The 5,839-nt window shown below is 40.6% G+C and carries 7 protein-coding genes; all 7 read left to right on the top strand.

From position 1 onward, the window contains the following. The coding region (locus RM529_RS15590) for an SPFH domain-containing protein (protein ID WP_489752740.1) at positions 1 to 326 on the top strand (326 nt) is incomplete at its 5' end. A 125-nt stretch (positions 327 to 451) separates the two neighbouring features. Continuing rightward, positions 452 to 1,393, top strand: coding sequence for an alpha/beta hydrolase (locus RM529_RS15585; RefSeq protein ID WP_311485679.1), 942 nt, complete (start codon positions 452 to 454; stop codon positions 1,391 to 1,393). A gap of 5 nt (positions 1,394 to 1,398) precedes the next feature. Beyond that, entirely contained in the window at positions 1,399 to 1,566 is a 168-nt protein-coding gene (locus RM529_RS15580) for a type II toxin-antitoxin system antitoxin (protein WP_311485678.1), read from the top strand. 3 nt (positions 1,567 to 1,569) lie between these two features. After that, complete coding sequence (locus RM529_RS15575; protein WP_311485677.1) at positions 1,570 to 2,388, top strand: HAD family hydrolase; 819 nt, start codon at positions 1,570 to 1,572, stop codon at positions 2,386 to 2,388. 50 nt (positions 2,389 to 2,438) lie between these two features. After that, positions 2,439 to 3,704: a DUF819 family protein gene (locus tag RM529_RS15570; RefSeq protein ID WP_311485676.1), complete on the top strand. Its 1,266-nt coding sequence runs from the start codon at positions 2,439 to 2,441 to the stop codon at positions 3,702 to 3,704. Between the two features lie 53 nt (positions 3,705 to 3,757). After that, positions 3,758 to 4,507, top strand: coding sequence for a DUF4369 domain-containing protein (locus RM529_RS15565; RefSeq protein ID WP_311485675.1), 750 nt, complete (start codon positions 3,758 to 3,760; stop codon positions 4,505 to 4,507). A gap of 98 nt (positions 4,508 to 4,605) precedes the next feature. Next, on the top strand, positions 4,606 to 5,839 hold a 1,234-nt coding region (locus RM529_RS15560), incomplete at its 3' end, for a malate:quinone oxidoreductase (protein ID WP_311485674.1).

Raw genomic sequence — 5,839 nt, 5'->3', positions numbered from 1 at the left:
AAGCGCTGGAAAAAGAATTGGAAGAACGGTTATTCATTGCAGGAATCGAGGTGCTGGAAGCCAGAATAGGTTACCTGGCTTACGCCAACGAGATTGCCAGTGCCATGTTAAAGCGGCAGCAGGCAACAGCCATAGTTGCAGCAAGGCACAAAATTGTAGAAGGCGCCGTAGGCATGGTAGAAATGGCACTTAATGAATTGAGTAGGAAAGAAATTGTAAACCTGGATGATGAGCGCAGAGCCGCAATGGTTAGCAACCTTATGGTAATCCTTTGCGGAGACAAAGACGCTTCTCCTGTGGTAAATGCAGGAACTTTAAATCATTAAAATGAAGAAATTTACCGAAACGCGGGCTTCAGATTGTTACTAAAGACGGGAATAAATTCCTTCTGGGGACCAGAAAACCAAAAGAAGTCAAAAAATAATCCATCAACTATCATCAATAAAGTCTTATGCTAAAAAAGACAATTTTCGGCCTCTTACTTGCTTTTTTGATTCAGTTAACTTTCGCACAGGAAACTTTTACTGAAGAAGAGCTGACTATAAACAACTTTATCGACGGTACGCTTACCACACCTGCGGAAGGCACAGCTTCTTCCCTCGTAATTTTGATCCAGGGATCTGGTCCAACCGACAGGAACAGCAATCAACCCATGATGAAAAACGACGCTCTAAAGAAAATGGCGCATCGTTTAGCCGAAGAAGGAATTGCCACTTTTAGGTACGACAAAAGGATCATGAAACTAAAGCAGTCCGAAATGAAAGAGAAGGATATCCGGTTTACGCACTTTATTGAAGATGCCAGTACGGTCCTGGACTACTTCGGTAAAAACGGGAATCACCAAAAACTTGTTGTGGCGGGCCACAGCCAGGGCTCGTTGGTGGGAATGCTTGCCGCCAAAGACAAAGCAGACGCCTTCATTTCTATCGCCGGCGCTGGACGAAGTATAGACAATATTATCACGGAACAGATTGGACAACAGTTGCCTGATCTTAGAGAGAACACCAGAACAGCTTTGGACGAAATAAAGCAAAATGGAAGCACCAGCAATTATCACCCTTTTCTGAAATCGATGTTTAGACCAGACGTGCAACCGTTTCTTGCTTCCTGGATGCAGTTTGACCCTGCTTCGGAAATTGCAAAACTAAATATACCGGTTTTAATCATCAACGGAACATCAGATGTCCAGATGAAAACCAAAGAAGCAGAATTGCTGAAAGAAGCAAAACCCGATTCAGAAATGGCAATTATCGAGAACATGAATCATGTGTTTAGGGAAATACAGGGAAACGACCAGCTAACAAATTCAAAATCGTATAACGAACCCAATCGGCCGCTGCACCCTGAACTGATTCCCATAATGACAGATTTTATACGGAATCTGGAAAAATAATTAAAATGAGTAATAAAAAAGCATTTGCATTGAGAGTGGATGAGGAGATGCTAAAGGCCATTGAAAAATGGGCTTCTGACGAATTTAGAAGTACCAATGGGCAGATTGAGTGGATGCTGAACAATTCTTTAAAAGACGCTAACAGACACCCTAAAAATAAAACCCAAAAATAAATAATGGCACACAAAATAGTTTTTTCAGATATAGACGGCACATTGCTTAACAGCAAAAGAAGCCTTTCTAACCACACTATTAAAATCGTAAAACATATAAGCGAAAAACTTCCGTTTATCCTTATTTCGGCAAGAATGCCTTCGGCAATGCGACATCTTCAGGATGATCTCGGTATCAAACATTACCCGATAATCGCTTATAACGGAGGACTGGTTTTAGTAGACGATAAACCGATAAGCTCCACTACTATTCCGTTAAATATTGTTGAAGACCTGCATCATTTTAATTCCGAAATGGACTGCCATTTAAGCCTGTACCACAACGATGAATGGTATGTCCCAAGGGAAGATAAGTGGTCTGCCCGGGAAGAAACCAATACCAAAGTTTCTCCGGAAATAAAATCCAATGCAGAGGTAATTGCCAAATGGAAGAAAGAAGAAAAAGGTGCCCATAAAATCATGGCAATGGGCGCCGAAGAAAATATTGATAAAATCAGGGACTTTCTTGCAGAAAATTATGGTGACAAGCTCCATTTGTACAGATCAAAATCTACTTACCTGGAAATAGCCAATAAGGAAATTTCCAAGTTTTCGGCAATTAAATATTTATTGAAGGCACATTATGAGTGCGATGCCCAGGATTGTATTGCCTTTGGGGATAATTATAATGATGTGGAAATGGTAAAAGGCGTGGGAACGGGAGTAGCCGTAGCAAATGCAAGGGAGGAAGTCCTTGAAGTGGCCAAAGTAGTTACTCATGCAGGAACCGAAGACGGAGTCGCTAAAAGCCTTATTGAACTTTTTGAACTAAAGGATTTTTAAATAAGCTTAGGTTAAAATTGTAATTTGCCGCCAAAACCACAATTATCTACATGGAAGAATTACCATTTTTCACCAATGATGCTGTTGTCTTTGGATTATTGATGATAGCCCTTGGCTTTGTTTTCTATACCTCCTCACAAAAGGAAGGTTTTTGGAAGAAATTTTATGCTGTAGTTCCGGCACTCCTTATGTGCTACCTCATTCCCGCAATATTTAATTCGCTGGGATTAATAGACGATTCTACCTCTAACCTTTATTTTGTTTCCAGTCGCTTCTTACTACCGGCAGCCCTGGTTTTAATGACGCTGAGCATTGACTTAAAAGCTATTTTTAATCTTGGCCCAAAAGCGTTAATTATGTTTTTTGCCGGCACAATAGGAATTATAATCGGTGGTCCGCTGGCTATTTTACTATTTTCAGTCATATCGCCCGAAAGTATTGGTGGCGTGGGACCCGATGCCATCTGGCGCGGACTTTCTACAATTGCAGGGAGCTGGATAGGAGGCGGTGCCAACCAGGCGGCCATGCTGGAAATTTATGAATATAACCCAGATCTCTACGGCGGGATGGTGCTGGTAGATATCGTGGTGGCCAACCTCTGGATGGCAATTGTCCTGATGGGAATTGGTAAAAATGAAAAAATCGATGACTGGTTAAAGGCCGATAATTCTGCTATTGAAGAATTAAAGAATAAAGTTTCCACTTATGCAGCAAGTGTCACCAGAAATCCTTCCCTGGCAGATTTAATGATTATGCTCTCACTTGCTTTTGGTGCTGTGGGAATTGCCCACTGGGGTGCCCAAGGGATTTCAGTATTTCTTTCTGAAAATTTTGAAGTCTTCACCGATAGCAAAAGTGCCCTTTCCTCCTTTTCTTCTACTTTTTTCTGGATGATCACCATTGCCACCGCCATTGGAATCTTTCTTTCTTTTACAAAATTCAAGTCCTATGAAGGAGCCGGCGCCAGTAAGCTTGGAAGTGTTTTTATTTATATTCTTGTTGCCACTATTGGGATGAAAATGGATCTTGGGAGCGTCTTTGATAATCCCGCATTAATTGGAATTGGGCTGGTCTGGATTACTATTCACGTTATAATTTTGATACTCACAGCAAAACTCATTAAGGCACCTTATTTCTTTCTCGCTGTAGGAAGCCAGGCTAACGTTGGTGGTGCGGCATCTGCTCCCGTAGTAGCTGCGGCCTTCCATCCTTCGCTCGCCACTGTTGGCGTACTACTTGCTGTATTCGGCTATGTAGTTGGAACCTACGGTGCAATTTTGTGTACAATTTTAATGCAAATGGCCTCCACAGGTTAGTATAAACACGAAATTTATATGATATTTGCGCTCCAAAAATTATCACGATCAAAATGAAAAATATAGGTCTTCTTTTACTATTCGTTCTTTGTATCACTGCATGTTCTGAAAAAGAAAGCAATTTAACCGTAAGAGGAAAAATTGACGGCCTTAAGAAAGGCACCCTCTACCTTCAGAAAATAGAAGACACTCTAATGGTTAATTTAGACTCTGTGGTAATACAGGGTGATCCCCAGTTTGTACTCGAAACCTATATTGAGAGTCCTCAAATGATGTATCTGTACCTTGAAAAAGTGGATAATTCTGAATATGACGACAGGTTGGATTTCTTTGCAGATGCAGGAGAAATAACCATTAATACCAAACTGGAGAAGTTTGAAACTGCTGCAAAGATTGTAGGTTCAAAAAACCAGGAGAAACTGGTGGAATACCGTAAAATCATGAAGCGCTTTAATGACAGTAACCTGGATTTAATAAAAGCCAGTTTCGAAGCACAGCAGGCGCAAAATGAAGATAAGCTAATGGAAATAGACCAGCAGTACGATAAACTTCTAAAGAGAAAATATCTCTATACCGTTAACTTCGCCATTAACAACAAAGATCTGGAGATCGCCCCCTATTTAGCTTTATCTGAAGTTTTTGATGCCAACCTTAAATACCTGGATACTATCTACAACTCTTTAAGTAAAGACGTTAGAAAGTCCAAATATGGACAGGACCTAAAGAAGTTTCTTAAAGAAAGGAAGCAGGAAGAAGAACTCCAGGAAGAGATCGAAGAAGAATATGCCGGGGAAAATTCCTGATTTTATTTTCTATCACAGACTGCGCTTCAATATTAAAGTATTAGTATTTATTTAAAAGTATTGGCAGGTCAATTTTCTAAATTTGGGAAAAGACTTGTATGACTTCTAAGATTCCTTCTGAAAATAAATATGATTTAATTTGTGTTGGCGGTGGTATAATGAGCGCTACCCTGGCACTTATGACGAAACTCCTGGAACCAAAAACCCGGATTCTTATTCTGGAAAGACTTGAAAAAGTAGCCGAAGAAAGTACTGAAGCCTGGAACAATGCGGGAACAGGACATTCGGCATTATGTGAACTCAATTACACTCCTGAAAAAGAAAATGGCGACATTGATGTTTCAAAAGCCATTAAGATTTTTGAACAGTTTGAAACCACCAAACAGTTCTGGGCTCACCTGGTTGAGCAGGGATTAATTCAAACTCCTAAAAACTTCCTGCGATCTGTCCCACACCATAGTTGGGTAAGAGGAGAAGATGATGTAAAATTTCTGAAAAAACGCTATGAGGCTATGACTTCCTGGCCTTTCTTTGAAAACATGAAATTCTCTGAAGATTTTGAAACGCTTAAAAAGTGGTTTCCGCTTATAATGGAGAACAGAAGCAAAGAGGAAAAAATGGCAGCAACCAGGATGGAACTTGGTACCGAAGTCAATTTTGGCAAACTTACAGAAAGATATTTTAATATACTCGAGACAAAATTTAATGTTCCCGTTTTACGTGGTCACGAAGTCCTGGATATAGATCCTGACGAGAGAGTAGAATGGAAAGTTGAAGCAAAAAACCTTTCAACGGGAGAAAAATGTTATTATGACGCAGAACATGTCTTTATTGGAGCCGGTGGCGGTGCGTTACCACTTTTACAAAAAGTAGAAATAAAGGAAAAAGCAGGCTATGGTGGCTTTCCGGTAAGCGGACAATGGCTCTACTGTAAAAACCGGGAAGTTATCGAAAAGCACCACGCCAAAGTGTACAGCAAAGCAGGACCAGATGCGCCACCAATGTCTACCCCGCACCTGGACACCAGAAATATTGATGGTAAAAAAGAATTGCTCTTTGGGCCTTTTGCGGGGTTTAGTACAAAATTCCTGAAAGAAGGATCTAAACTGGATCTTCCTAAAACAATAAACCTCGATAATATCCCATCTATGTGGGGAGTCTTCTGGCATAATCTACCCCTAACAAAATACCTTATAAAACAGGTCACCATGGGCCACAAGGAGCGCATGGAGGATTTAAGGGTTTTTATTAAAGAAGCAAAATCTGAAGATTGGGATCTGAGAATTGCAGGACAGCGTGTTCAGATCATAAAACGGGACAAGGAAGAAGGTG

This window comes from Autumnicola edwardsiae (assembly GCF_031846505.1).
Taxonomy (GTDB): Bacteria; Bacteroidota; Bacteroidia; order Flavobacteriales; family Flavobacteriaceae; genus Autumnicola; species Autumnicola edwardsiae.
The sequence above is the reverse complement of the archived record's forward strand: the minus strand, read 5'-3'. Positions and strand labels throughout refer to the sequence as shown.